The organism is Clostridium cuniculi (assembly GCF_004353185.1).
Taxonomy (GTDB): Bacteria; Bacillota; Clostridia; order Clostridiales; family Clostridiaceae; genus Clostridium; species Clostridium cuniculi.
This window is the reverse complement of sequence record NZ_SMUS01000009.1, coordinates 1-26,009: the sequence shown is the minus strand read 5'-3', so window position 1 is coordinate 26,009 and position 26,009 is coordinate 1. Positions and strand designations below refer to the sequence as shown.

At 27.2% G+C, this 26,009-nt stretch carries 25 protein-coding genes; 19 read left to right on the top strand and 6 right to left on the bottom strand.

Going from position 1 to position 26,009, the window contains the following annotated elements; translation table 11 throughout:
• The first annotated feature begins 13 nt into the window (after positions 1 to 13).
• The 13 genes from purE to EJJ37_RS05930 all read left to right on the top strand — a co-directional run bounded on the left by purE (position 14) and on the right by EJJ37_RS05930 (position 15,293).
• The gene (gene purE, locus EJJ37_RS05990; RefSeq protein WP_133014692.1) at positions 14 to 493 is read left to right on the top strand and encodes a 5-(carboxyamino)imidazole ribonucleotide mutase; all 480 of its coding nucleotides are present in this window, start codon (positions 14 to 16) and stop codon (positions 491 to 493) included.
• A complete protein-coding gene (gene purC, locus EJJ37_RS05985; RefSeq protein ID WP_133014691.1) occupies positions 493 to 1,197 on the top strand; it encodes a phosphoribosylaminoimidazolesuccinocarboxamide synthase in 705 nt (234 codons plus the stop codon). The genes purE and purC overlap by 1 nt, the downstream gene beginning before the upstream one ends.
• Before the next feature lie 44 nt (positions 1,198 to 1,241).
• The gene (gene purF / locus EJJ37_RS05980; RefSeq protein WP_133014690.1) at positions 1,242 to 2,657 is read left to right on the top strand and encodes an amidophosphoribosyltransferase; all 1,416 of its coding nucleotides are present in this window, start codon (positions 1,242 to 1,244) and stop codon (positions 2,655 to 2,657) included.
• Between the two features lie 9 nt (positions 2,658 to 2,666).
• The gene (purM, locus tag EJJ37_RS05975) at positions 2,667 to 3,668 is read left to right on the top strand and encodes a phosphoribosylformylglycinamidine cyclo-ligase (RefSeq protein WP_133014689.1); all 1,002 of its coding nucleotides are present in this window, start codon (positions 2,667 to 2,669) and stop codon (positions 3,666 to 3,668) included.
• Positions 3,656 to 4,258: a phosphoribosylglycinamide formyltransferase gene (purN, locus tag EJJ37_RS05970; RefSeq protein ID WP_133014688.1), complete on the top strand. Its 603-nt coding sequence runs from the start codon at positions 3,656 to 3,658 to the stop codon at positions 4,256 to 4,258. Before purM ends, purN begins: the two co-directional genes overlap by 13 nt.
• A gap of 13 nt (positions 4,259 to 4,271) precedes the next feature.
• Positions 4,272 to 5,777 carry a bifunctional phosphoribosylaminoimidazolecarboxamide formyltransferase/IMP cyclohydrolase gene (gene purH / locus EJJ37_RS05965; RefSeq protein ID WP_133014687.1) on the top strand — a complete coding sequence of 502 codons (1,506 nt, stop codon included), beginning with the start codon at positions 4,272 to 4,274 and terminating at the stop codon, positions 5,775 to 5,777.
• Positions 5,778 to 5,871: 94 nt separating this feature from the next.
• Complete coding sequence (purD, locus tag EJJ37_RS05960; protein WP_133014686.1) at positions 5,872 to 7,110, top strand: phosphoribosylamine--glycine ligase; 1,239 nt, start codon at positions 5,872 to 5,874, stop codon at positions 7,108 to 7,110.
• 550 nt (positions 7,111 to 7,660) lie between these two features.
• Positions 7,661 to 8,680, top strand: a complete 1,020-nt coding sequence (locus tag EJJ37_RS05955) for an SIR2 family protein (protein ID WP_133014685.1) — start codon at positions 7,661 to 7,663, stop codon at positions 8,678 to 8,680.
• A 139-nt stretch (positions 8,681 to 8,819) separates the two neighbouring features.
• Positions 8,820 to 10,379 (top strand): tetratricopeptide repeat protein, encoded by a 1,560-nt coding sequence (locus EJJ37_RS05950; protein WP_133014684.1) that lies wholly within the window; start codon positions 8,820 to 8,822, stop codon positions 10,377 to 10,379.
• 672 nt (positions 10,380 to 11,051) lie between these two features.
• Complete coding sequence (locus EJJ37_RS05945) at positions 11,052 to 12,605, top strand: AAA family ATPase (protein WP_133014683.1); 1,554 nt, start codon at positions 11,052 to 11,054, stop codon at positions 12,603 to 12,605.
• Positions 12,606 to 12,831: 226 nt separating this feature from the next.
• Positions 12,832 to 13,689, top strand: coding sequence for an AAA family ATPase (locus EJJ37_RS05940; RefSeq protein WP_133014682.1), 858 nt, complete (start codon positions 12,832 to 12,834; stop codon positions 13,687 to 13,689).
• A 295-nt stretch (positions 13,690 to 13,984) separates the two neighbouring features.
• Positions 13,985 to 14,386: a PPC domain-containing DNA-binding protein gene (locus tag EJJ37_RS05935; RefSeq protein ID WP_133014681.1), complete on the top strand. Its 402-nt coding sequence runs from the start codon at positions 13,985 to 13,987 to the stop codon at positions 14,384 to 14,386.
• Between the two features lie 34 nt (positions 14,387 to 14,420).
• Complete coding sequence (locus EJJ37_RS05930) at positions 14,421 to 15,293, top strand: SPL family radical SAM protein (protein WP_133014680.1); 873 nt, start codon at positions 14,421 to 14,423, stop codon at positions 15,291 to 15,293.
• A 100-nt stretch (positions 15,294 to 15,393) separates the two neighbouring features.
• Here EJJ37_RS05930 and EJJ37_RS05925 read toward each other — a convergent pair whose 3' ends face one another.
• Positions 15,394 to 15,756 carry a hypothetical protein gene (locus EJJ37_RS05925; RefSeq protein ID WP_133014679.1) on the bottom strand — a complete coding sequence of 121 codons (363 nt, stop codon included), beginning with the start codon at positions 15,754 to 15,756 and terminating at the stop codon, positions 15,394 to 15,396.
• Positions 15,757 to 15,816: 60 nt separating this feature from the next.
• Positions 15,817 to 16,506, bottom strand: coding sequence for a YoaK family protein (locus tag EJJ37_RS05920; protein WP_133014678.1), 690 nt, complete (start codon positions 16,504 to 16,506; stop codon positions 15,817 to 15,819).
• 169 nt (positions 16,507 to 16,675) lie between these two features.
• Here EJJ37_RS05920 and EJJ37_RS05915 point away from each other — a divergent pair, with 169 nt between their 5' ends.
• The 3 genes from EJJ37_RS05915 to EJJ37_RS05905 all read left to right on the top strand — a co-directional run bounded on the left by EJJ37_RS05915 (position 16,676) and on the right by EJJ37_RS05905 (position 18,707).
• On the top strand, positions 16,676 to 17,125 hold the full coding sequence (locus tag EJJ37_RS05915; RefSeq protein ID WP_166484672.1) for an NUDIX hydrolase: 450 nt from the start codon (positions 16,676 to 16,678) through the stop codon (positions 17,123 to 17,125).
• Positions 17,126 to 17,235: 110 nt separating this feature from the next.
• A complete protein-coding gene (locus EJJ37_RS05910; RefSeq protein WP_133014676.1) occupies positions 17,236 to 18,156 on the top strand; it encodes a hypothetical protein in 921 nt (306 codons plus the stop codon).
• 2 nt (positions 18,157 to 18,158) lie between these two features.
• Complete coding sequence (locus EJJ37_RS05905) at positions 18,159 to 18,707, top strand: hypothetical protein (RefSeq protein WP_133014675.1); 549 nt, start codon at positions 18,159 to 18,161, stop codon at positions 18,705 to 18,707.
• Between the two features lie 65 nt (positions 18,708 to 18,772).
• Here EJJ37_RS05905 and EJJ37_RS05900 read toward each other — a convergent pair whose 3' ends face one another.
• Entirely contained in the window at positions 18,773 to 19,195 is a 423-nt protein-coding gene (locus tag EJJ37_RS05900; RefSeq protein WP_133014674.1) for a cytidine deaminase, read from the bottom strand.
• Positions 19,192 to 19,878 (bottom strand): Crp/Fnr family transcriptional regulator, encoded by a 687-nt coding sequence (locus EJJ37_RS05895; protein ID WP_133014673.1) that lies wholly within the window; start codon positions 19,876 to 19,878, stop codon positions 19,192 to 19,194. The genes EJJ37_RS05900 and EJJ37_RS05895 overlap by 4 nt, the downstream gene beginning before the upstream one ends.
• A 201-nt stretch (positions 19,879 to 20,079) precedes the next feature.
• Here EJJ37_RS05895 and EJJ37_RS05890 point away from each other — a divergent pair, with 201 nt between their 5' ends.
• The gene (locus tag EJJ37_RS05890) at positions 20,080 to 21,600 is read left to right on the top strand and encodes an NAD(P)H-hydrate dehydratase (protein WP_133014672.1); all 1,521 of its coding nucleotides are present in this window, start codon (positions 20,080 to 20,082) and stop codon (positions 21,598 to 21,600) included.
• 145 nt (positions 21,601 to 21,745) lie between these two features.
• On the opposite strand, the gene EJJ37_RS05885 is transcribed toward EJJ37_RS05890, so the two are convergent.
• Entirely contained in the window at positions 21,746 to 22,258 is a 513-nt protein-coding gene (locus EJJ37_RS05885; protein WP_133014671.1) for a L,D-transpeptidase, read from the bottom strand.
• A 176-nt stretch (positions 22,259 to 22,434) separates the two neighbouring features.
• Between EJJ37_RS05885 and EJJ37_RS05880 the strand changes: the two genes are divergently transcribed.
• Positions 22,435 to 23,136 carry an MgtC/SapB family protein gene (locus EJJ37_RS05880; protein WP_133014670.1) on the top strand — a complete coding sequence of 234 codons (702 nt, stop codon included), beginning with the start codon at positions 22,435 to 22,437 and terminating at the stop codon, positions 23,134 to 23,136.
• Positions 23,137 to 23,197: 61 nt separating this feature from the next.
• On the opposite strand, the gene EJJ37_RS05875 is transcribed toward EJJ37_RS05880, so the two are convergent.
• Positions 23,198 to 24,616, bottom strand: a complete 1,419-nt coding sequence (locus tag EJJ37_RS05875) for a DUF4317 domain-containing protein (protein WP_133014669.1) — start codon at positions 24,614 to 24,616, stop codon at positions 23,198 to 23,200.
• 298 nt (positions 24,617 to 24,914) lie between these two features.
• Between EJJ37_RS05875 and EJJ37_RS05870 the strand changes: the two genes are divergently transcribed.
• Positions 24,915 to 25,661: a MerR family transcriptional regulator gene (locus EJJ37_RS05870; RefSeq protein WP_133014668.1), complete on the top strand. Its 747-nt coding sequence runs from the start codon at positions 24,915 to 24,917 to the stop codon at positions 25,659 to 25,661.
• Positions 25,662 to 26,009: the final 348 nt, after the last annotated feature.

The window sequence follows — 26,009 nt, the reverse complement described above, 5'->3', positions numbered from 1 at the left end:
AGGGAGAATTAAAATGAAAGTAGCGATTTTTTTTGGCTCTAAGTCAGATACAGAAATAATGAGAGGAGCAGCTAACTGCTTAAAGGAATTTGGTATTGAGTATAAAGCATTTGTTTTATCTGCTCATAGAGTTCCTGAAAAGTTAGAGGAAACTTTAAGAGAAGTAGAGGCGCAAGGCTGTCAAGTTGTAATAGCAGGAGCTGGACTTGCGGCACATTTACCAGGAGTAATTGCTTCTCAAACAACAATGCCTGTTATAGGAGTTCCATGTAAAGGTGCAATAGAAGGATTAGATGCATTATTCTCAATAGTTCAAATGCCAAAATCTATTCCAGTTGCAACAGTTGGAATAAACAATGCTTATAATGCTGGAATGCTTGCAGTACAAATGCTTTCAGTAAATGATAAAGAATTAAAAGCTAAATTAGTTGAATATAGAAAAAATATGAAAGAAAAATTTATTGCTGAAAATGGTGAAGGAGTGGATTTATAATGGAAAAATTAGAAATGATGTACGAAGGTAAAGCAAAAAAAATATATGCTACAGATAAGGCTGATGAAGTAATAGTTTATTACAAAGATGATGCAACAGCTTTTAATGGAGAAAAGAAAGGTCAAATTGAAGATAAAGGTGTTTTAAACAATGCAATTACTTCAATGTTATTTGAAATGTTAAACGGCAAAGGAATTCCAACTCACTTTATTGAAAAACTAAATGATAGAGAACAATTATGTAAAAAAGTTGAAATAGTACCTTTAGAAGTAATAGTAAGAAATGTTGCAGCTGGTTCTATGGCTAAGAGATTAGGGTTAGAAGAAGGAACTGAACTTAAAACAACAGTATTTGAATTATCATATAAAGATGATTCTCTAGGAGATCCATTAATAAATGACTACCATGCAGTTGGTATTGGAGCAACGACTTTTGAAGAATTGGAAAAAATTTATTCTTTAACAGCAAAAATTAACGATATTTTAAAGGATATGTTTTTAAAATCTAACATAAGATTAATAGACTTTAAATTAGAGTTTGGTAGATATAAAGGAGATATAGTTTTAGCAGATGAAATTTCACCAGATACATGCAGATTCTGGGATGCAACAACAGGAGAAAAGTTAGACAAGGACAGATTTAGAAGAGATCTTGGTAATGTTAAAGATGCTTATGTTGAAATATTAAAGAGAATTCAGGAATAGTTTAGATAGTGACTCAAAAACTGATTAATCGGGGGTTATAAAATATGAATCCAAAGTTAGACAATATAATAATGGATCCAAGCAATGATAAATTTAAAGATGAATGTGGAGTATTTGGTGTTTACTCTAATAGAGAAATAGATGTAGCATCTATAACTTACTATGGTTTATATGCACTTCAACATAGAGGACAAGAAAGCGCAGGTATAGCCGTTGCTAATGGTGAGAATATAAATATAAAAAAAGGAATGGGGCTTATTACAGAAGCATTTTCTCAAGAAGATATAAATTCTTTAAAAGGTTTTACAGCAATTGGACATGTTAGATATTCAACAAGTGGAGATACTAGAATTGAAAATGCACAGCCATTATTAAGTAAAACAAAGTTAGGACCAATAGCTATGGCACACAATGGAACTTTAGTTAATGCAGATGTTATTAAGGAGTTATTAGAGGATGGAGGACATGTATTTCATACATCAATAGATTCAGAAGTAATTGCTAATTTAATTGCAAGAGGTGCTAAAAAAGGTGTTGAAAGAGCAGTATTAGATGCTATTCAAGCTGTTAGAGGGTCATTTGCAATGGTTATTTTAACTGAAAATAAACTTATAGGGGTAAGAGACCCACATGGAATTAGACCTCTTTGTTTAGGAAGAATTGAAGAGGGATATATTTTAACTTCTGAAAGCTGTGCTTTAGATGCAATTGGTGCAGAATTAGTTAGAGATATTGAACCAGGTGAAATTATAGTAATTGATGAAAGTGGAATAAATTCATATAGATATTCTGAAAATACTCAATGCCAAACTTGTGCTTTTGAATATATATATTTTGCTAGGCCAGATTCTATAATAGATGGATTAGATGTTCATGAATCAAGAGTTAGAGCAGGGGAACAATTATATAGAGAAAACCCAATTGAAGCAGATGTAGTTGTTGCTGTTCCAGATTCAGGTATACCAGCAGCTATAGGATATGCTAAGGCATCAGGAATTCCTTATGATACTGGATTTGTAAAGAATAGATATGTTGGAAGAACATTTATAACTCCTTCTCAAGAAGTTAGGGAAAGGGCAGTAGCTGTTAAGTTAAATCCTTTAAAAGTAAATATTAAAGATAAGAGAGTTGTTCTTATAGATGATTCAATAGTAAGAGGAACTACTTCAAAACACTTAGTTGAATCTTTAAGAAGAGCTGGAGCAAAAGAAGTTCACTTTTTAGTAGCATCACCAGTAGTTCAATACCCATGTTATTTCGGAATAGACACTCCTTATAGAAAAGAACTTATTGGGGCTAATAATTCATTAGAAGAAATAAGAGAAATAATTGGTTGTGATTCTTTAGGATATTTAACTATGGATGGTATGTATAAATGCTTTAATGCAGATCAAGGATATTGCGTAGGATGTTTTAATGGAATATATCCAGTTGCAACACCAATAGAAACTGAAAGGTAGGTAATTTAAATGATAACTTATAAAGATGCTGGAGTTAATATAGAAGAAGGTTATAAGTCAGTAAAGCTTATAAAGGAATATGCACAAAGAACAATGAGTGAATATGTTTTAAATGGTCTTGGGAGCTTTGCTGGAATGGTTGAATTACCAGAAGGTTATAAAAAACCTGTTTTAGTTTCTGGTACAGATGGTGTTGGAACTAAGCTTGAATTAGCATTTAAAACTAAAAAATATGATACAGTTGGTATTGATTGTGTAGCTATGTGTGTAAATGATATTTTATGTCATGGAGCAAAGCCATTATTCTTTTTAGATTATATAGCTTGTGGAAAACTTGAAGCAGAGGTTGCTGCTGATTTAGTTAAAGGTGTTTCTGATGGTTGTGTTATGTCAGGTTGTGCTTTAGTTGGTGGAGAAACTGCTGAAATGCCAGGTTTCTATAAAGAAGGAGAATATGATATTGCAGGATTTGCAGTAGGTATCGTTGATAAAGATAAAATAATAAACGGAAAAAATATTAAACCAGGAGATAAGTTAATTGGTATTGCTTCTTCAGGAGTACATTCAAATGGATTCTCTTTAGTTAGAAAATTATACACAGATTTAAATGAAGAGTTTAATGGAGAAGAGGTTTGGAAGACATTAATTACTCCAACTAAGATATACGTTAAACCAATATTAAGTTTAATTGAAAAGTTTGATATTAAGGGTATGTCTCATATAACAGGTGGAGGATTTATTGAAAATGTTCCAAGAATGTTTAATGGTTCAGAATTAACTGCAGAAATAAACAAAGATAGTTATCCATTACCAGCAATCTTTGAAGATATGATTAACAAAGGTGTAAATAGAGAGCATATGTATAATACATTCAATATGGGAATTGGTTTTGTATTATGTGTTGATGAAAAAGACGTTGATGCTGTTATAAAAGAACTTATTGAATTAGGTGAAAGAGCTTATGAAATTGGTGTCGTAACAGCTGGAGGTGAAGGAGTTTGCTTAAAATAGCAGTGCTTGTATCTGGTGGAGGGTCAAACCTCCAATCAATTTTAGATTATGGACAAGGGACTTTTAAAGTTGAAATGGTTATTGGAAGTAAATATGGTATTTATGGCTTAGAAAGAGCTAAAAATGATGAGGTTCCTACATATGTTGTTTCAAGGAAAGAGTATGGAAATGAAACTTCTAATAAGATATTAGAATTAACTAGAGGCAAAGTTGATTTAATAGTTTTAGCTGGTTATCTTTCAATATTAGATGGGGAAATATTAAAAGAGTTTAAAGATAGAATAATAAATATTCATCCTTCACTTATACCAAGTTTTTGTGGAGATAAAATGTATGGAATGCATGTACATAATGCAGTAAGAGCTTCAGGGGTTAGGTTCACTGGGTGTACAGTTCATTTTGTTAATGAAGAAGTAGATGGTGGAGCAATAATACTTCAAGAAGTAGTTCCAGTATATTTTGATGATACAGCAGAAGATATTCAAAAGAGGGTATTAGTAGAAGAGCATAAGTTATTACCTAAAGCAATTGATTTAATAAGTAGAGATAAAATTGAGATTATAGACGGTAGAGTAAATATTTTGAAATAGGGAGGATTTTTACATGATTAAAAGAGCATTAATTAGTGTATTTGATAAGACTGGAATTTTAGATTTTTCAAAGTTTTTAGCAGAAAAGGGAGTTGAGGTTATTTCAACTGGAGGTACCTATAGACATTTGAAAGAAAATGGAGTTGCAGTAACTGAAGTTAATGAAGTTACTAATTTTCCAGAAATGCTAGATGGAAGAGTTAAAACTCTTCATCCAATTATTCATGCAGGAATACTTGCTATAAGAGATAATGAAGAACATATGAATACTATAAAAGAAAGAAATATTGAAACTATAGATATGGTTATAGTTAATTTATATCCTTTCTTTGAAAAAGTAAGAGAAGATTTAAGCTTTGAAGAAAAGGTTGAATTTATAGATATTGGTGGACCAACAATGCTTAGGGCAGCAGCTAAGAACTTCCAAGATGTTGTTGTTATAAGTGAAGCTTCCGATTACCAAGCTGTAATGGCTGAAATTGAAGAAACTGGAGATGTTAGCTATAAGCTAAGAAAAAAATTAGCTGGTAAAGTATTTAATTTAATGAGTGCTTATGATGCAGCTATTTCTAACTTTATGTTAAGTGATGAAGAAGAATATCCAGAATATCTTTCAATTTCATACAAGAAGAAGCAAAGCTTAAGATATGGTGAAAATCCACATCAAAGCGCTGCATACTATGTTTCAAATGAATTTGACGGCGGTATGAATGACTTTGAAATCTTAAATGGAAAAGAGCTTTCTTATAATAATATTAAGGATTTAGATATAGCATGGAAAGTTGTTAATGAGTTTGAAGAAACAGCTTGCTGTGCATTAAAACATAATACTCCATGTGGTGTTGCAATAGGCAAGACTACTGTAGAAGCTTACACTAAAGCACATGATGTAGATCCAACCTCAATCTTTGGTGGAATAGTTGCTATTAATAAGAAGATTGATAAAGCTACAGCTGAAGAAATGGTGAAAATATTCTTAGAAGTAGTTGCAGCTCCAGAGTTTGATGAAGATGCCTTAGAAATTTTAAGAACTAAGAAGAAATTAAGAGTTATTAAGTGTAACGTTAAGCCATGTGATAAGAAGTTCATGGTAACTGTTGATGGAGGAATTTTAGTTCAAGAAGAAGATACTAAGCTTTTAGAAGAATTAAATGTTGTTACAGAAAAATTTCCAACTGAAACTGAAATGAGAGATTTAGTATTTGGTATGAAGGTAGTTAAGTATGTTAAATCAAACGCTATAGTTACAGTTAAAAATGGTGTTGCTGTAGGAATCGGTGGGGGACAAGTTAATAGAATTTGGCCAACAATGGATGCTTTAAGAAGAGGGGAAGGGGCAACTATACTAGCTTCAGATGCTTTCTTCCCATTTAGAGATATAGTTGATGAATGTTCTAAATATGGAATTAAAGCAATAATTCAACCAGGTGGTTCAATGAGAGACCAAGAATCAATTGATGCTTGTAATGAACATGGAATTGCTATGGTGTTTACAGGAGTCCGTCACTTTAAACACTAGTAGTTACCTGGGAGGTCAATACAATATATGGAAGGACCTCCGGGGTCCATACATTAATTGGAAGTAATTTATTGTTATAAGAGAGGTTAATATTATGAAAATATTATTAGTTGGTTCTGGTGGAAGAGAACATGCTATTGCTTGGAAGTTAGCTGAGAGTGAAAAAGTTAGTAAGATATTTGTAGCACCTGGTAATGGTGGAACTGCAATTGAAAATAAATGTGAAAATGTTAATATTACTGATATTGATGAATTGGTAGTATTTGCAAGAGAAAATAATATAGATTTAACTTTTGTTGGACCAGAAAATCCATTAACAAAAGGCATAACAGATAAGTTCAAGGCTGCAGGACTTAGATGCTTTGGACCAGATTCAAAAGGGGCTAAATTAGAAGGAAGTAAAGCTTTCTCTAAAGATTTTATGAGGAAGTATGGAGTTAAAACTGCTCAATATGGAACTTTTACAGAGTGTTCAGAAGCTAAAGCTTACCTAGAAAACTGTGAATATCCAATAGTTATTAAAGCCGATGGATTAGCCGCCGGTAAAGGTGTTGTAATTGCAGAAACTAAGGAAGAAGCCATGAATACAATTGATGATTTTATGATTTCTGATATTTTCAAGGGAGCAGGCCAAAAGGTTGTTATTGAAGAATTTCTTGAAGGTGTAGAAGCTTCAATTCTTTCAATTACTGATGGTAAGACTTTAATACCTTTTATTTCGGGAAAAGATCACAAGCAAATCTTTGATGGTGATAAGGGACCTAATACTGGAGGTATGGGAGTTTTAGCACCAAATCCATTTGTTACAGAAGAAGTAATGAAAGACTTTGAAGAAAATATAGTGGCTAATACTTTAAGGGGAATTCAAGAAGAAGGATTTGATTTTAAGGGAATTATATTCTTTGGTCTTATGATAACTAAAAAGGGAACTTATTTATTAGAGTATAATGTAAGAATGGGTGATCCAGAAACTCAATCTGTTTTAACTTTAATGGAAAGTGATTTAGTTGATTTAGTTGAAGCAGCTTTAGATAGTAGATTAGATGAAGTTGAAGTTAATTGGTATGATGGAGCTTGTGTTAATGTAGTTTTAGCTTCTAATGGGTACCCAGGAACTTTTGAAAAGGGATTTGAAATTACTATTGATGAAAGTATTAAGGACAAGGTATTCTTAGCGGGAGCACAACTTGAAGATGGAGTTTTAAGAACTAGTGGAGGAAGAGTGTTATCTGTTGTTGGCAGAGGGAGAACTGTTGAAGAAGCTAGGGAAGAGGCTTATAGGATGACTGAGAAGGTTAATTTTGAAGGTAAGTATTTTAGAAGAGATATATAAGAAGATAAGTATAAATACAAAGGATAATTAATTTTATCATTATAATATGAATTTAAGTATTATAATTTATTAATTAATATTTAGAATATATAATAGAAGTAATTAATAAGGGACAGTAGATGGATTTTAATTTTATAAAAATATATCTACTGTCTTAAATTTTATTTGGTATAAAAGCAATTAGTGATATAAGATTGAATATATGGTATTATATAATAAATTAAAAATATAATATAGAAACTAAAATATTTTAAATAAAAGAAATAGGTGAATATATGGGGAATAATAACATAATGAGGAATTATGAAGAAGCGATAAGAGAAATAAAACAAGCATATATGTATGATAAGAAAAAGAATTATCCATATTTTTTATTGTAGGAGCTGGTATTTCCTCTAGGGTAGTAAAAACTGCTGGGAGAATAATAGATGAGTGTAAAAATATATATAAGGAAAGTTATGGTGAAATTGATACTCAAATTAAAAAGAAAAATTGTGATGAGTATTCATATTGGTTTAATAAAGCTTTTCCACATAAAGAAATAAGACGAATGTATTTAGAAAGACTTATAGTTGGAAAACAGATTCCGGAAGAAGTGTTAAAATTAGCGAATATATTAATCTCAAAAGAAATAAGTAATTTAGTAGTTACGCCGAATTTTGATAAATTTATATATCAAGCATTAAATTTATATGGAGAAAAAAATATTTTACTAAGTGAAAGACCTGAAAATGTTACAAAACTAAATATTAATAGTGATTCACTTAATATATTACATGTACATGGAACATATGAATATTATGATTGTTGTAATTTGAAATCAGAAATTAACGATAGAGCTCAAGAAGATGGTATTTTTTCGGTTAAATCATTTTTAACAAATATTTTAAATTCTATGTCTCCTATAATTATAGGGTATAGTGGTTGGGAAGGCGATGTTATAATGACAGTATTACGTGAAAGATTAAAAATGCCTTTGAAATATAAGTTATATTGGTTTTGCTATGATGAAAAATCTTATGAGAATATTCCAGAATGGGTAAAATATGAAGACGAAGATGGGAAAAAACTAAGAGAAGATATAGTTTTTGTATTACCACAAGAAAAATTAAAAAAAGATAGTGAGCAAGAGTTATTAAGTAATAATGAGTTACAAGTTATAGATGATAAATTAACTAGTTCAAAGATAGATTGTTTAGAGGCTATAGATATATTTGATGAAATGATGAAGCAATTTGAAATTAAGTTACCTAAGATAGTAATAGATCCCATAGATTTTCTATATAATCATTACAAAGAGGATATTCTTAATAGTAGCTATAAGAGATTATTGTTATTAGGACTTGATAACAAAAAGGAAAAAAATGATGATTTAATTTCAAAGATAAAAACGAATATAGTTCAAAACGATATAATAAATTTGTTGAAAAATTTAAATGAAATTAGTAATAAAATTATACATTACCAGGAAAATGATTTGAGTGAAATTTTGTTATGTTTAGAGATTATGCTAGATGCATATAAAATAAATAAGATAGAGAAAGAGACATTAGAAAAAATAATACTATAATAATTCAGAAATAGATAAATTATTTAATTTAATAGTTGAAATTAATAGAGAGAAAAAAAGTAATAAGTTAGAAAGTTTTAATGATGTTTTCAAGAAAATTATACCATTAAAAATAAAAGTAACTAATGATAAAATTGAATTGTATAATAACTTAATTGAAATTTGTGAAGAGAATAATTATGAAAAAACTAACGATATAGATATTAAAAAAATATATATTAAATTAAATTTTAATAAAGGCGTGTTGTTATCCAAGAGTAATAAAATAGAAGCAATGAATATTTTTGATAAAATATATTGTAAATATAATAATGAAGACGATAAAGAAATTAAAAAAATAGTATTATATTCATATATGAACAAAGGTATATGTATGAGTAAATTGGAAGAGTTAGAAAAAGCAATAGAAATATATGATAAAGTAGTAGAAAAATACGGCAACGAAGATGATAGAGAGATAAAAAGAATAGTAGTAGATGCATATGCTAAAAAAGGTGTATGCATGAGTAAATTAGAAAAAACAGAAGAAGCGATAGAGATATATGATGAAGTAGTAGAAAAATATAGTAATGAAGACGATAAAGAAATAAAAAGATTAATAGCAATGACATATATGAATAAAAGTATATGTATTAGAAAAATGGAAAAGATAGAAGAGGCAATAGAAATATATGATAAAGTAGTAGAAAAATACGGTAACGAAGATGATAAAGAGATAAAAAGAATAGTAATAGATGCATATGTTGGAAAAGGTGTATGCATGAGTAAATTAGAAAAAACAGAAGAAGCGATAGAGATATATGATGAAGTAGTAGAAAAATATAGTAATGAAGACGATAAAGAAATAAAAAGATTAATAGCAATGACATATATGAATAAAAGTATATGCATTAGAAAAATGAAAAAGCTAGAAGAGGTAATAGAAATATATGATAAAGTAGTGGAAAAATATGGCGAGGAAGATGATAAGGAGATAAAAAAAATAGTAATAGATGCATATATTGGAAAAAGTGTATGCATGAGTAAATTAGAAAAAACAGAAGAAGCGATAGAAATATATGATAAAGTAGTAGAAAAATATAGCAATGAAGACGATGAAGAAATATTAGAAAAAATATTCCTAGTATATGATTATAAAGCTATGTATCTAGCCGAAGAAGGCGATGAATTAGGTGCATTAGAAGTGTATAAAAAAATTATTAAGTCTAATTGGATAAATAAAAATTATTTATCAGATAAATTTAATAGAACAAAAATAAATATAGCATATTTGTTAAGAAGAACTGGTGCCAATGAATATAATATAGATATAAAACAATTGTTAAAATATGGTGTTGAGGATGGAGATGGTGTAGCGTTAATTAATAGTGCATTAATATCTATTAATGAAAAAAAATATGAAGATGCATTAAATAATTTTTTTAGTATAAAAGATAATAGTTGTTTAGAATGGTGGACTAAAAGTTTGAATGATGATGATAAGGAAAAGTATATAGTGATATATCTAGGTATACTAAGTGGTAAATATCATACTAAAATAAGTTGCATAGAAGAGATAGAAAAGAAGTTATTATCATTTGATTTACAATATATAGTAAATGGATTTAGAAAAATTGTTAAAAAAGATGAATATTATAAGGAAGCGGTATTTGAGTTAGAAGATAAAGAATGCTCTACGGAAGTAATGGTTTCTAAATAGAATCTTAATTTATAATATGGACAGTAAATTCTTAAATTAAACTTTATAAATTATGAGTTAAACTATATGAAAATTACTAGTGATAAGCTATAGAAAGCTCAATCAAGGTCAATTTCTTTATTAGTGAAAACTCCATAGATATAATAGAAGTTTCCTGAGAAAAGCTATAAGAAAAGAGAAAAATATAATAAATTATATGAACGAGTTAAAAGATTAATAGCTTATATTGATATAGAAGAAAATAAGTATAGAAATATAAAAGTAATAAGCAGTATGTGAAAGCATATGCCTTTATTTCGATTTACTAAACGATTCATAGGGCGCAACTGCTACTAGGGGAAAATGTTCCTGGTATAAGTATTAATTTATATATAAGTATTAGGGGATTAGAAACTACAGACAATAAGAGGTGTAATTAGCAACTTCTAATCTAAGAAATCTACAGCAGAAATGTTGTAGATTTTTTAGTTAAAGAAATTAATCCATCAAGATATAATTAGATACTATAGTAGACTTTAAGTATAGATATGATAAAGAAGAACTTATGTAACCTGAAAATACTATATCTACAATATTTCTATTATATCAATATATAGAAATTAATGAATTGTTTTATTAACTCAATAATTAGGTTATAATTAAACTATATTAATTACAATAGGAGAAGATAGTGTGGGTATATATTTAAATTCATATAAACCATTAACAAACTATAAAAACTTATATAGGAGCAAATACTTTGTTGATAAGTCTTTAATAATAGAAAAAATAAATGAATTAATAGAGACTTCTGATATGTATATATGTGTTACAAGACCTAGAAGATTTGGAAAGTCATCAGTTGCAGATATGTTAGGAGCTTATTATTCAAAGGCTGTAGATTCAAAAGATATATTTGATAACCTTAAAATAAGAGAAGCTAAAAGTTATGAAGAAAATTTAAATAAATATAATGTAATAAATATAAGCTTTAATACAATACCAGATAAGAATAAAACTTATGATGAATATATAGGTATAATACAAAATGGCCTAATAGATGATATAAAAAGTATGTATCCAGACTTAGAAATTAAAGATTATTATACTATTAGCCATATGCTAAATGCTACTGGAGATAAGTTTGTTTTTATATTCGATGAATGGGATTATATTTTTACTAATAACCTTTTTGAAGAAAATCAAAATGACTTTTTAGAATTTATAAGACAGCTTTTAAAGGACCAACCTTATGTTGCATTAGCCTATATGACAGGTGTATTACCTATTAAAAAGTATTCAAGTGGCTCAGCATTAAATATGTTTGATGAGCATACTTTCTTGAAGGATAGAATTTATGATGAATTTTTTGGATTTACACATAATGAAGTTTTAAATCTATGTAAAAAAACTGATGAAATTGAATTTGAAGAATTAGAGAATTGGTATAATGGTTATTTAACAACTAAGGGAAATAAAATATATAATCCAAGATCTGTAGTAAAAGCGCTTCAAAATGGATACTGTGAGAGTTACTGGACAAATACAGGAGCTATGGATGAGGTAGCAAAGTATTTAAAATATAACATTTTAGAAATTAGAGATGATGTTATAGAAATGGTATCTGGTGAAGAGATAGATATATTTATTGATGAAGAGTTTAGAGCCGGTCAAAGAGAACCAAGAACTAAAGAAGAGATTTATTCAGCAATGATAGTATTAGGATTCTTATCTTACCATGATGGATATTTAAAAATACCAAATAGAGAGTTAATGAAAGAATTTGAAAAAGCTTTAAGAGATGAATCTTTCGGATATGTTTCTGAAATTATAGATAATTCAAGGAAGATGTTAAAAGCTACAGTTAATGAGGATAGTAAAACAGTAGAAAGAATACTACATGAAATTCATAATTCAGAAATACCAATCCTTCAATATAATGATGAAAATAGTTTATCATGTGTTCTAACATTAGCATATTTAAGTGCAAGAGATACTTATAGAGTTGAAAGAGAAGAAAAGACGGGGAAAGGATATGCTGACTTTACTTTTCATCCAAGAAGAAAAGCAGATAAAGCATTTATTGTTGAGTTAAAAAAAGATGAAAATGTTGATGTAGCATTGAAGCAAATTAGAGAAAAAGAATATGTTCAAAAGTTTAAAAGTGATAATAAAGAAGTTTTAGCTATAGCTATATGTTATGATTCAAAACTTAAAGAGCATAGTTGTAAGATAGAGAGTATATAAATACAATTTATGAAAGCTATTAGGGTAAATCAAATGAAATCCTAGTAGTTTTTTCTTTAAAAAGTTTATTCTTTTTATAATTATTTTGATAGTTGTATCACAATTAGTTTATGTTAGAAAAAGCAGGAGTAGAATATAATGGATTTATTATTGTAAATTATGGGGAAGATTCCTTAGAGAAAGTTTTAGAAGAAATAAAGGGTGACTAATAGGAAGAGGAGAAATTATGATATATTTAAATAGTTTCAAATTTGTTGATGAAGTTAGAGAATATAATTTTATATTAGATGAAAAGAGAACTTGTTACGATTCATTTTATCCATTTAAGATTCTTTCTAAAAATCAATTTGAAAGAATAGACTTTAATACAATTACCATTTTATATGGAGGAAATGGCTCTGGAAAATCAACAGCATTAAATATAATAGCTGAAAAAATAAATATAAATAGAGATTCAATATACAATAAGTCTAACTTTTACACTGATTATGTTAATATGTGTGATATTGATATTGAATATGAAATTCCTAAAAAAAGTAGAATTATAACAAGTGATGATGTATTTGATTATATGTTAAATGTTCGAAATATTAATGAAGGAATAGATAATAAAAGAGAAAAAATTTTTGAAGAGTATTTAGATAATAAATATAGTAATTTTCAAATGAAATCCATAGAAGAACTTAATATATTAAGAAAAGTAAACGAGGCTAGAAGTAAAACACAATCTAAATATGTTCGTCATAACTTAATTGATAATATAAGAGAATATTCTAATGGTGAAAATGCATTTAGATATTTTATTTCTAAGATTGAGGAAAATGGATTATATATATTAGATGAACCAGAAAATAGTCTTTCTCCAAAGAGACAGATAGAGTTAGTCAAGTTTATTGAAGATCATGCAAGGTATCTAAGTTGTCAATTTATAATAGCAACTCATTCTCCATTTATGCTTTCTATAAGAGGGGCTAAAATATACGATTTAGATGAAAATCCAGTTGATATAAAGAGATGGACTGAATTAGAGAATGTACGTGAATATTATGTTTTCTTTAAGGAACATGAAAATGAATTTAAATAATTTTAATATATATCAGTATTGTATGATAATAAATCTAATACTGTTATTTTAATTGTTCATAGTATGGTCAGTAACTTGGCTGTAAAAGTTACCTTTAGGTTTAGTTGTTGGAATCACTAGCTGAGGATAAGGGGACTAATTAGGTAAATACCATATTTCATCTTAATAAATCAAAAGAATTGACTATTTACTATAGATATATAATAAAAAGGATACTTTAAAATAGATTAATAATAATATTGATAAAAATATTAGTACAGTTATTAAAATTAAGTTATAAAATGAGGTAAATAAAATGAACGGTAGAATTATATGCAAAAGACTTCAGCGTGGAGATGACTTATTAATTGAAATAAAGAAAATAGCAAAAGAAGAAAATCTTAAGGCTGCAGTTATATTATCATCAGTAGGATGTGTATCTAAGTTAAGAATACGTGATGCTGGTGGTATTAATATAAGAGAGATTAATGAAAACTGTGAAATAGTGTCTTTAAATGGAACTGTAAGTTCTGAAAGAACTCATCTACATATTGCTTTTTCAAAGGAAGATTTATCTGTAATTGGTGGTCATTTAGTGGAAGGATGTATAATTAATACTACTTGCGAGCTTATTATACAGGAAATAATGGGATGGAAATATGAAACAATTAAAGATTATAAGACAGGTTATAATGAAATTGTTTTTATAAAAGAGTAGAAATATTAATATTACAGAAGGGAAGAGATGTTATATGCATGAGATAATGGCAAAAGGAATATTGTCCAGTAATAATGGAATGAATATTTATAGAGGATGCACTCATGGATGTATATATTGTGATGCCAGGAGTCTATGTTATGGAATGAATCATGTCTTTGAAAATATAGAAGTTAAAAGTAATGCACCTCAGTTATTAGAGGATGCACTTAAGAAAAAAAGGAGAAAATGTATCATTGGAACAGGTGCAATGAGTGATCCATATATTCAATTAGAAGAAAAAATACAAAATACAAGAAAGTGTTTAGAGATAATTGAAAAGCATGGGTTTGGGTTAACAATACTAACTAAATCAAATAGAATATTAAGAGATTTAGAGTTGTTAAAAAGTATAAATAATAAAGCAAAGTGTGTTGTACAAATGACACTAACAACTTATGATGAAGAGTTATGCAAAATAATTGAGCCTAATGTTTCTAGCACAAAAGAACGTTTTGAAGTGTTAAAGATAATGAGGGATAACGGTATTCCTACAGTGGTTTGGTTAACTCCTATTTTACCATATATAAATGATACCGAAGATAATATAAGAGGAATATTAAATTATTGTATAGAAGCTAAAGTTAAAGGAATTATAGTATTCGGTATTGGATTAACATTAAGAGATGGAAATAGAGAGTATTATTATAAAAACTTAGATAAGCATTTTAAAGGGTTAAAAGAAAAATATATAAAAAAATATGGAAGTAGTTATGAAGTATTAAGTGAAAATCATGAAAAATTGATGAAAATTATTAAAGAAACTTGTGAGAAGAATAATATTATTTGTGGAGTAGAAGAGGTTTTTAAATATATGAGAACTTTTGAAGAAAAAAATAATGAAATTCAATTAAGTTTTGATATATAATTTCAGTTATGAGGGAAACAATACTCATGATACATGTACATTATTAGAGCTTAAAGAAAGCTATTAGGAACTTAATCCTAATAGCTTTTTTGGTAGTGGCTTAATTATAAGAATCAGTAAGATTACTAATATCAAAGTTACTATTATTAGAAAGCCCTCCAAGAAGGCCAGCAAGGTTAGAGTTAGAAAAGTTTGTATTAGAAATATTATTAGTAAAGCTACCATTGTTAAATTGGCTATTATCACACCAACCGTTATTAAATCCGCTACAACGAAAAATCTTGCCATAGTCACCCCAAAAGCTACCTGGACCAAAGCCGCCACCACCAAATAGCAAAAATATTGCTAGTATATAAAAGCCAAAACCGCCAAGTCCTGATACACCGTTGTTACAACCATTACACGGGGTGCAACAGTTATTATTACAGTAAGATGATTCATTATTACAACAATTTCTTGACATGTATCTCATCTCCTATCATTAGATTTCATACTATATAGTATTTAAAAAAGATGAGTTTGTTTAAAGTTTCTTTTCATAAATATGTATCCAAAAAGCTTGTAGAAATAATATAAAACTACAAACCCATACAGATTTAATACTTAAAGCAAGAGATATTAAAGTACCAGGAATAGCACCAACTGCAAAAGAAAAAGTAAGTATTGTAAAAGTAATTAATTTTTTAAAAGAGTCATTGCTTTCTTTATCTAATGCACCGAATAAGAATAATCCAACAGTTCTAATATTACCAGTACATATAGTTGTATTAAAAGGAACACCAAGACAATTTCTAAATAAACATAATTGATATCCCATTAAAAAAGAAACTAAATTAGTAACAATAATATCAGGAAAAGAACTAGGAATTAGCCCTATTAAAAATAATGCAATTCCTTCTAAAACAAGAGCAAACTTTCTCCAATCTCCTTTAAAATTAAAGTTTATAAGTATAGTTTCAATTAATTTACTAAAAGCAGCACCTAATATACAGGTTACAATTGGAATGAAGTAGTGTAGTGCCTCTAACCATTCTCCAAGAGCAATATTAATTCCTAATTTAGACATATTAGCAGTATGCATATTAGCTAATATATTATTTCTTGTAATATAAGTATATCCATTCATATATCCACCAACAAAAGTTATTATCATTATAAATAAAGGCTTTTCAAATGGTGGTATCTTTTGTATTTTGTTATTGTTATTTTTCATATAAATCCACCTTAAAGACATAAATATTAATGAAATGACCTATATATTATGCCCTAAATTAGAAAATTATCTTTCTTTTTATTTAATAAAAAAAAGTTATAGGTATAATAGATATGAGAGAAGATTAGCTATATTGTTTAGGCTAATGAAGAATAGTGAGGTTATAAATATGGATTATGTTAAATATATACGAGAAAGAGTAGGCCATGACTCAATAAATCTAACAGGGGTAAATGTATTGATAATAAATAAAGATAATCAAATATTATTACAAAAGAGAGGAACATTCCCTTACAAATGGGGATTAATAGGTGGAATTACGGAGTTAGGTGAGTCTCTTGAAACTACTGCAGTTAGAGAAGCAAAAGAAGAAACTGGATTAAATATAAAAGAGTTAACTCTTTTAGGAACAACTTCAGGAGAAGATTGTTTTATAGAATTTCCTCATGGAGATAAAGCTTTTTTTATAACTATAGGATATGTATGTAAAAGTTATAGTGGTAAATTAAGTATAGATAATTTTGAAACAAAGGACTTATGTTTTTTTAGTTATGACGAATTGCCAGAAAATATACCTAGAAGTCATAAGGTATTTATAGAAAAGTATTATAGTATATAAGATAAATAGTTATTAGAGAGTAAATTAAAGATAACTCCTAATAGCTTTTTTATTTATTAAAGCAATTGTTTGGTATATAATGTATAAAAAAGAATAATTAGGGGGAAGCCATGAGTAATCATAATAAGATACTAAGGATATCAATAATAGTTATAGTGTTAACGGCAATAATATCTATAATATCAATTAGCAAGTTAAGAATAGACAAGCAGGTGTTTTTAAAGAATTATTACGAAATAGCTATTAATGAATATGAAGGTACATATTCATTAGATGAAGGTTCTTTAATTTTACAGTATATCTCGAATGTAGATGATAATAAATATGTTACAGGGATAACATTTAAAGAACTATCAGATACATATTTTTTTGCAACAGAATATAATCAATCTTATGGAATGATGTTTTATGAAGAGAAAAAACTAAATGTAAATGAGTTTGGAAGGTATGGACTTCATACAGTATATGTAACATGTCCAGAACTTAAATATGATGATAACCAAAAAGAAATTGTATTAACTAATGCAACAATAGAATTTAATGATGGATCAAATATGGATATAGATTTAGGAAAGATAGTATTATATAAAGGTAGTAATAGACCAGTAGCATTAGAGGGGATTAGCTATACTGGTTCTAGTGATGGAACGTCATCAATAACATTTAGAATAAAAGAAGATGTTAAAATAGAAAATATAGAATCATCTTTATTTGAAGATGTCTCAGAAATATTTGATTTTAATATTACTTATATAGAGTTTAATGGTGTTGATGAAATAAAATATGAGAAAGGACAAACTATAAAAGAAAATTCAATAGTAACAATAAAATCAAAGTATAATGGAAGTAATGATATTTTAAAAAGTTATACATTATATAACATAAGTCCTAAGATACACTTTATAAATGAGTATAATGATGAATATATTTATAGGTATAACAATATGGAAAGTTTTAATGTTAGAAATTACGATTCTTTTTATAATTCCTATGGAATATATAAATATTTAAAGGCAAGAGGGGAGTTATAGAAATGAATTCGGGATATAATAAAATATTTTGGGGATTTATATTTTTAATATTTCATATAAAGTTGGGTAGTATTAAGCTTTTACCGGATTTTATTAGCTATATGGTTATATATTTCGGAATAAAAGAGTTGATAGATCAGTATAAATTAGAATCATTAAAACAATCAGCTAATTATGCTTCTATATTAATATTTATAGCTTTTATAAAGTTGCTTATAACTTTTTCGATAAGTTCAGAAATGATAAATAATATATACTTTAATATTATATGGATGAATGTATTTAATATAGTAGAAATTATTATGATATATAAATTATTAGTTGGAAGTAGTGAAATATTAAAAATAAAAAATAATGATTTATATGATAACTATAATAATAAAATAAGTATTTATCTAATAATAGCTTCTATAATTACAGTTGGAAATACTATAAATATGATATTTTATTCAGCAGTAATAGGGGTATGTATAGTATTTTTAGCATTAGCTTTAAGATTATGGATTATAATATTAGTTAGAAGAATGTATAATTTATTAAAAGAAGTCTAATTGAATATTTCTAATTTTATATAGAGATAAAGCTATTGATTAAAAAATCAATAGCTTTTAATAGTTTATTCTAAATTTTTACCTGTAAATGCTAATGGTAAAAGTTCATCTAATGTATATTCTAAATATTCTTCTGTACTTTTAGCAATTATTACTTTGAAAGTTTTTAAATCGCAAAACTCAGCCATTACTTGTCTGCATACAGCACAAGGTGCACAGAAATCTCCATCTCCAGGTTTTATGCCTGCTTTATTTCCTACAATTGCAATGGCAGTAAAATTCTTTTGACCTTCAGAAATTGCCTTGAAGAAAGCAGTTCTTTCAGCGCAGTTTGTTGGTGTATATGCAGCATTTTCTATATTACATCCTTGATAAATTTCACCATTTTCACAAAGTAAAGCTGCACCTACATTAAAGTTTGAGTATGGTGTATAACAATATTTTTGAGCATCGAAAGCTTTTTCTATTAATAATTTTTTATCTATCATTGTTTGCCTCCTGAATTATTATTAAAAATACTTACTAAGTTATTATTACTATTAGAGGAGAAATTTATATCAGCAAGTTTATTTATATCTTTTACCTTAATAGATCCTTTATTATATTCAATAATATCTTCATCTACTAACTCTTTAATAATTCGATTAACACTTCTAATATTAGAACCTACACCTTCTACTAGTATGTCTTTATGAACTGTATTTAGATTATGTTCATTTAAAAACTTCCATAAAAAGAAGAGTACTCTATCTTTTAAATTATAAGCAACATTTGCTTTACTATTAATAGAAGTATGATACATTTTTTCAGAAAGCTCTATATGAATATATAAAGAAAATTCACTATCATATTTAATCCATTCTAAAAAGGATTCTTTGGAAATTTTAATTGCTTCGCAAGGTTCAAGTGCTTCTACATAATTTAATATAGGCTTATTAGCAAATACTTCTAGCTCACCAAATAAATCATTTTCACAATAAGTCCTTTCTAGATATTTAATTCCAGTTGGTGTTAGTGAATAAACTTTGACTTTTCCTTTTTTTATTATATATACAAAGTTAGGATCTTCATTTTGTATAAGTATTTTATCAAAAGTATTAAATTTAACATACATAAATTTATTTTTTATATAATTAGGACAAGTATCTAAAAAATAAGGTAAGTTGTTCATTGCAATTCTCCTTATTAGTTAAGTAAAGTAATTATAACACATTAATTCTTTTAAGAAAGAGGTAGAATAAAAAAATAAGGACAAATGTCCAAAAATTTTAAAAATATAATAAGGAAGTAAGTTATAAAAATAAATGAGCAGAAGTTAAATAATGATATAATTATAAATATATAAATTAATTTTGTAAAAGGTGATGAGATTTTGAAAATAGGAAACTCAATTTTAATAAGGAATATAGATAACTACTGCATAAATGATTTGAATATTCCTTCAATTGTTCTTATGGAAAATGCTGCATTAAAAGTTATTAAAAATATAGATTTTGAAAGATTTAAATCATTTACTATAGTATGTGGAAGTGGTAATAATGGAGGCGATGGTCTAGCTGTTGCACGTCATATTTTTAGTATGAATATGAAAGTAGATATATTCATAGTAGGTAATCATTCAATGAGTAAAGACTGTAAAGCAAACTATGATATTTTAAAAAATATGGGGATTAATATAAAGCATATTATTAAAAATGAAGATATTATAAATTTAAGGGAAGCACTAAGTGAAAATAGCATGACTATTGATGCGATTTTTGGAATAGGTCTAAGCAGAAAAATAGAAGGAATATATGATGAAGTAATTAAAATAATAAATGAAAAAAGTACTTACACACTTTCTATAGATATACCTTCAGGAATGAAATGCGATAGCTTTGGGATTCTAGGTAATTCTATTGAAGCAGATAAAACTGTTTCTTTTGAAGTTTATAAAAAGGGATTTTTAGATTATGAAAGTGAAAAATATACAGGGAGTATAATAATTGAAAAAATAGGTGTACCAGATTATGTAGTTAATAAATTTCATAATAAAGAGTACATGACAGAAATAAATGATATAAAAAATATTATAAAAAAGAGAAATAAGTATTCACACAAGGGTGATTTTGGTAGAATCACTGTTATAGCAGGATCTGAAAAATTTACAGGGGCAGCATATATTTCAACTATGACAGCTGTAAGAACTGGTTCAGGGTTAGTTACTCTTTGTACAAAGAAATCTGTAGTAGATATTTTAAAAACTAAATTAGTAGAAGCTATGTCAATGTCATATGAGGATAATACATTTGAAGAGGTTATATTAAATAGTGATAGTATTGCTATGGGACCTGGTATGGGAAATGATGAATTTACATTTAAACAGGTAAGGAATATTCTTTCTAAGGAAGGATGTCCTGTAGTTCTTGATGCAGATGCATTAAATGTATTAAAAGATAATTTAGAATTATTAAAGAATAGCAATAGAAAGATTGTAATAACACCCCATATGGGAGAAATGTCTAGGCTTACAGGTATTAATATTAAAGAGTTAGTTGAAAATAGAATTGATATTGCTGTTAATTTTGCTAAAGAATATAATGTAGTAGTATTATTAAAGGGATATAATACAATAATAACTGATGGTAGAGAAGTTTATATAAACACAACAGGAAGTAGTAAAATGGCATCAGGAGGTATGGGAGATGCACTTACAGGAATTATTGCTTCCTTTATAGGGCAAGGATATGAGATTTTAAAGGCAACAATATTAGGAGCATATATTCATGGATATTGTGGAGATATATTATCAAAAGATATGTTTTGTGTTAATGCATCTCATATTATTGAAAAGCTCCCATATATAGTTGAAGATTTAATAAATAAACATGAAAATCAATTTAAATTACAGTAGAGAAATAAAAATTAGAGATGATATTGAGAAGTTATTATATACCTATATAATAAAAATAAGCTGTATTCTACCAAATATGTGGGATACAGCTTAAACTATAAATATATAGTTTTATTATTGATTCTCAACTTTTATAATCCATTCTTTAACTTATAAAAACGGTAGTTCCATATGGTATATTATCATAAATCCATTTAGCATTTACTTTAGCAAGTCTAATACAGCCATCACTGATTTTATATCCAAGGCGACCGTCTCTAACTGTATTATCTAGATTATATATAATTGAATGGAAAAGATAATTTCCTTTAAATTGTGTATAATAATAACAAATATACCCATGATTTTCGCCAAATGAAAATCCTTTGGCACCAACCTTAAATGTTCCTAATGGTGTAGGCGTAGATGGTTTTCCAATAGAGCAAATATAATTCTTTGCTAGTTTCCAGTTATTTTTAGAGCCTGAAAAAATATTTACTTGAAAATTATTAGTATCTACCCAAATAAGATATTTAGTAGTGCTAGATAAATTATTATTATTTACAAAGTCTGTAGAGGTATCATTATAATTTGAATGAATTCTAAATTTATGAGATATTACAGATTTTGAAAAAATAATATTACGATACATATTTTTTAGGGTATTATTAAATTTCATAAATGTTCTCTCTTTTTGTATTATTAAATATATTAGTTTATGAAATAATATATTTAAGTGTTCAGTTAATAAAAATTAAGAATATAAAATATATTAAAAATCTATTTATATTACAGATAATAAATTAAATTATAAAAGTATATAGTTTTTATTGAGCTTCTGGAGGTGAATATTTTATGATAAGTGAGTTTATTAATAGTGAAACATTTAAAGTATCAGCAGTTATTATATTTAAGATAATTGTATGTGTAATTCTTGTAGGAGCAATAGGATATAACAGAGAGAAAAAAGGAATGGTAGTAGGAATAAGAACTCACGTTATGGTTGGGCTTGTAGGCTTATTAATTCAAATAACATCTTTAGAATATTATCGTATTAATGGTGGGGATAATGATGTGTTCAGATTAGCTGGACAATATATTTCAGGTATAGGTTTTTTAGGTGCAGGAACAATATTAAAAGATAAAAGAAGCGTAAAGGGGTTAACTACAGCAGCATCTATATGTTTAGTAGCTATAATAGGTCTAGCAGTAGGATCAGGTATATATCTTGCTTCAATACTTGTTACTCTTGTTGCATATGCATTTTTAAATGATATATTTAGAATAAAAAATTTAATTACTATATCTAGAAATTCACATGCCCATATAGAAGTTAGAATAAGTGAGAATATATCAGTAACAGTTGAAGCTATAAAGGACATGATAAGAAATGTTGGAGGAGATATAGTATCTATTGAAATGCAAAAGAGATCTAAGGGTGAAGGTGTTAGAATTAGATTTAAAATAAATCTTGATGATGAACTTGATATTAGTGATATATTAACAGATATAATGTGTATAAATGAAGTTGAAAAGGTAGATTTAATAGAGCATTAAACATATAAAAATGGTATGTGTCAGAAATCATGATACATACCATTTTTATTATTAAATTATATTAAACTAAGCTATCAATTCCATTTACAGTAGTTTGTTCATTTTCATCAATAGGAATAACAAGATATTTTTTGCCATCAATTATTTGAGATTTAATTTGTGGTACTTTTTCAGGTTTTACTTTTAGTACAATATCATAATCTTCATTTAAATTAGTAGAATTCTCTATGTTTTCATCTAAATTCTCAGATAGCTCAGTATTAGTATTAAGATTAGTATCTGAGTTATCCTTAGATATAGAATCACTAACATCTTCTGAAGTGATATTAGAAGAATCTACTTCTATAGCCGCTTCATCTTCTAATTCTAATGAAGCTTTTTCTATTTCTGAATTTGGTGAAGAGCTTTGAGTCACTCTTTCAAGTTTGCTTTCAAGTATTTTTACTTGTCTTTCAAGCATTTCTTCTTTTTTCTTTTGAGCTTTTGCAGCAAGTGCCTTGTTGTCTATCAATATTTCTGCTACAGGAGGAGCATCGCCAAAGTTTTCTGTATATGACTTTTCTATTTTAGTAGTAACTTCTTCAGGAACACCACTTAGAGATAATATTTCTTGAACAACATCATTAGTTAAAACTATTGGTACATCAGACTCTTCATAAATACTATTATGTTCTTCAATTTTATTGTTTAAACTTTCTTGAATTTCCATAAAGAAAAGATCAGATTTCTTTTCATCAGGACCAAGAGCATCGCGGATAATATCATTAAATACTTCTTTTTGTTCTGTATGAGTTTGTTTTGTCGGACATCCTAAAGCATTTTCCATTAGCTCAGGATGTGTATCTTTTGCATTTTTTGTATAATACATAATAGAATTAACATCTGAACTACGATTTATAAAGGCAGGAAATACAAATCCATTACTTGGTGCCTCAACAACCCAATCTCTTGTACGTGATTTAATTGTATTTTCTTCTTCAAAATATCTAAGTCCAGCTTTAGATAGTTCAACGGGACATATTGCACAAAGAATATATTCGTATACTTCTTCAGACTCATCTAACTTTGCATTATCTTTAGTCTTAGTAATAACATCGTAAGCATCATGGAATATAAGGATTAAAAAATTACCTGTATAATCATAATTTTCTATAATTGAATTGTAGAATTCATCAAGTAAAGCGTCATCTTTTAATCCACTATTTTTTAGTTTCATAAAAGAAAGTTGTTTTTCATTTATATGCTCTTCGTTAAGTTCAAAATTAAGCTCTAAAATATTGTTACCAATAGTTCCAGATAAAACTTTTTTAGCAATTTCTAAGTATTTGAAATAATCATCCTCTTCTAAATTTAAAAATGTTTCTCTGAATTTTAATAAAATATTTTTTTCGCCATTAACGTAACAACCACACATTTTTGTAAAGGTACAGTGGTCTTTTTTAAAACGTTTTTTTAGCTCTAATATATCTTTTTTTCTCATATATAATCCTTTCATTATAAATTATATTTATTAGTATATAGCAAAATATGTTACTAATTATAAGTATAATGTTCTATAAAGCCCTCTGCAAGAATGAAATAAATTGCTATTAATAAATTGTAAATTTTTCTATATTAGATATTAAAAAAGTAAAAATATTATTTTTTAATATTTTTATTGACTATAACGTTACGTTATAGATTATAGTTAGATGTGTAGTAAGGAAAACAAGTCATAGTTATAGCAAGTAAATTAAAGGTGCTGATTAATTTATAAGAAAAAGGAAGGATTCAGAAAAGTGAAAATAAGTGAAGTAGCAAAATTAAGTGGAGTTACAGTAAGAACTCTTCATTATTATGACGAAATTGGACTTTTAAAGCCAAGTGATACTACTGAAGCTGGATATAGAGTATATTCCAATAAAGATTTAGAAACCTTGCAACAAATATTATTTTTTAGAGAATTAGATTTCCCGTTAAATGAAATAAAAGAAATAATGACAAATCCTAACTACAATAAAAATGAAGCATTAAATAAGCATAAAGAATTGCTTATGGAAAAAAGAAAAAGAATTGATGGGTTAATTGCCTTAATAAATAAAACAATAAAGGGAGATAATATTATGAGTTTTAAAGAATTTGATAATAGTAAGATAGAAGAAAATAAAAGAAAGTACTCAGAAGAGGTTAAAACTCGTTGGGGTAATACCGATGCATATAAAGAATATGAGAAAAAGACAAGTAGTTATGATAAAAATTCATGGAATACAATTAATGAAGAAATGATAGAAATATTAAAAGAGTTTGCTGATAATAGGAATGAAGATCCAAATAGTCATATTGTACAAAGCTTAGTTGAAAAATGGAGAGCATATATAACTTTAAACTTTTATAATTGTACAAAGGAAATTTTAAGTGGCTTAGGTTTAATGTATATAGGAGATGAAAGATTTAAAGAAAATATAGATAAATATGGAGAAGGGACTGCAGAATTCATGGCAAAAGCAATTGAAATATATTGCGTACCACATGGAAGCGAAAAATGAAATATTTATTTTCCGGTAATGGTGAAATTTTCACCTAGAATTTATATAATTGATTCCGTAAAGTTTGCTAAAGTTTTTAAACTCGCTATTCGCTCAAACAGTAAAAACTTCTTTACGCAACTTTACTCCATCAATTATTAAATTCTACGGCTTAATTTCAATGATACCTCCAAATAAATATCTCATTTTTCTTTCTTCATGTATATGCTTATACCTCGCCATTTATAGTTAATGTTTTGTGCTACAAATTTTTTTTATATTAAAGTTAATTTGTATATTAATACTCTTAGTTTATTTTAAAATATATATTTAGAAGTTAATAATTTATTATATAAAATATAGCAGAAG

What these genes read in the sequence shown, in the direction of transcription:
- purE (WP_133014692.1), top strand. Translation starts at nt 14, where the DNA reads ATGAAAGTAGCGATTTTTTTTGGCTCTAAGTCAGATACAGAAATAATG.
- EJJ37_RS05880 (WP_133014670.1), top strand. Translation starts at nt 22,435, where the DNA reads ATGATAAGTGAGTTTATTAATAGTGAAACATTTAAAGTATCAGCAGTT.
- EJJ37_RS05940 (WP_133014682.1), top strand. Translation starts at nt 12,832, where the DNA reads ATGATATATTTAAATAGTTTCAAATTTGTTGATGAAGTTAGAGAATAT.
- purD (WP_133014686.1), top strand. Translation starts at nt 5,872, where the DNA reads ATGAAAATATTATTAGTTGGTTCTGGTGGAAGAGAACATGCTATTGCT.
- EJJ37_RS05895 (WP_133014673.1), bottom strand. Translation starts at nt 19,878, where the DNA reads ATGAACAACTTACCTTATTTTTTAGATACTTGTCCTAATTATATAAAA.
- purF (WP_133014690.1), top strand. Translation starts at nt 1,242, where the DNA reads ATGAATCCAAAGTTAGACAATATAATAATGGATCCAAGCAATGATAAA.
- EJJ37_RS05925 (WP_133014679.1), bottom strand. Translation starts at nt 15,756, where the DNA reads ATGTCAAGAAATTGTTGTAATAATGAATCATCTTACTGTAATAATAAC.
- EJJ37_RS05910 (WP_133014676.1), top strand. Translation starts at nt 17,236, where the DNA reads ATGAGTAATCATAATAAGATACTAAGGATATCAATAATAGTTATAGTG.
- EJJ37_RS05875 (WP_133014669.1), bottom strand. Translation starts at nt 24,616, where the DNA reads ATGAGAAAAAAAGATATATTAGAGCTAAAAAAACGTTTTAAAAAAGAC.
- EJJ37_RS05900 (WP_133014674.1), bottom strand. Translation starts at nt 19,195, where the DNA reads ATGATAGATAAAAAATTATTAATAGAAAAAGCTTTCGATGCTCAAAAA.
- purC (WP_133014691.1), top strand. Translation starts at nt 493, where the DNA reads ATGGAAAAATTAGAAATGATGTACGAAGGTAAAGCAAAAAAAATATAT.
- EJJ37_RS05955 (WP_133014685.1), top strand. Translation starts at nt 7,661, where the DNA reads ATGTATTTAGAAAGACTTATAGTTGGAAAACAGATTCCGGAAGAAGTG.
- EJJ37_RS05885 (WP_133014671.1), bottom strand. Translation starts at nt 22,258, where the DNA reads ATGAAATTTAATAATACCCTAAAAAATATGTATCGTAATATTATTTTT.
- EJJ37_RS05930 (WP_133014680.1), top strand. Translation starts at nt 14,421, where the DNA reads ATGCATGAGATAATGGCAAAAGGAATATTGTCCAGTAATAATGGAATG.
- purM (WP_133014689.1), top strand. Translation starts at nt 2,667, where the DNA reads ATGATAACTTATAAAGATGCTGGAGTTAATATAGAAGAAGGTTATAAG.
- EJJ37_RS05915 (WP_166484672.1), top strand. Translation starts at nt 16,676, where the DNA reads ATGGATTATGTTAAATATATACGAGAAAGAGTAGGCCATGACTCAATA.
- EJJ37_RS05920 (WP_133014678.1), bottom strand. Translation starts at nt 16,506, where the DNA reads ATGAAAAATAACAATAACAAAATACAAAAGATACCACCATTTGAAAAG.
- EJJ37_RS05905 (WP_133014675.1), top strand. Translation starts at nt 18,159, where the DNA reads ATGAATTCGGGATATAATAAAATATTTTGGGGATTTATATTTTTAATA.
- EJJ37_RS05935 (WP_133014681.1), top strand. Translation starts at nt 13,985, where the DNA reads ATGAACGGTAGAATTATATGCAAAAGACTTCAGCGTGGAGATGACTTA.
- purH (WP_133014687.1), top strand. Translation starts at nt 4,272, where the DNA reads ATGATTAAAAGAGCATTAATTAGTGTATTTGATAAGACTGGAATTTTA.